Annotated in this window: 1 pseudogene; it reads left to right on the top strand. The window is 64.5% G+C overall.

From position 1 onward, the window contains the following. A pseudogene (sdhB, locus tag ACCD03_RS25520) lies at nucleotides 1-338 on the top strand (succinate dehydrogenase iron-sulfur subunit); the annotation flags it as partial.

The following is a 338-nucleotide window of genomic DNA, read 5'->3' as shown; positions in this document are numbered from 1 at the left end:
ACCAACATGCGTGAGCTGCCCGAGAAGATCGTGCTGCGCCCGCTGCCGGGGCTGCCCGTGGTGCGCGACCTGATCGTCGACATGACGCAGTTCTTCAACCAGTACCACTCGATCAAGCCGTACCTGATCAACGACGAGCCGCCGCCCGAGAAGGAGCGTCTGCAGTCGCCGGAAGAGCGTGAAGAGCTCGATGGCCTGTACGAGTGCATTCTGTGCGCGAGCTGCTCGACGTCGTGCCCGTCGTTCTGGTGGAACCCGGACAAGTTCGTCGGCCCGGCCGGTCTGCTGCAGGCGTATCGTTTCATCGCCGACAGCCGCGACCAGGCCACCAGCGAACG

The sequence above is a fragment of the Ralstonia sp. Ralssp135 genome, from assembly GCF_047304345.1.
Lineage (GTDB): Bacteria > Pseudomonadota > Gammaproteobacteria > Burkholderiales > Burkholderiaceae > Ralstonia > Ralstonia chuxiongensis.
This window is presented reverse-complemented; position numbering and strand designations above follow the sequence as displayed.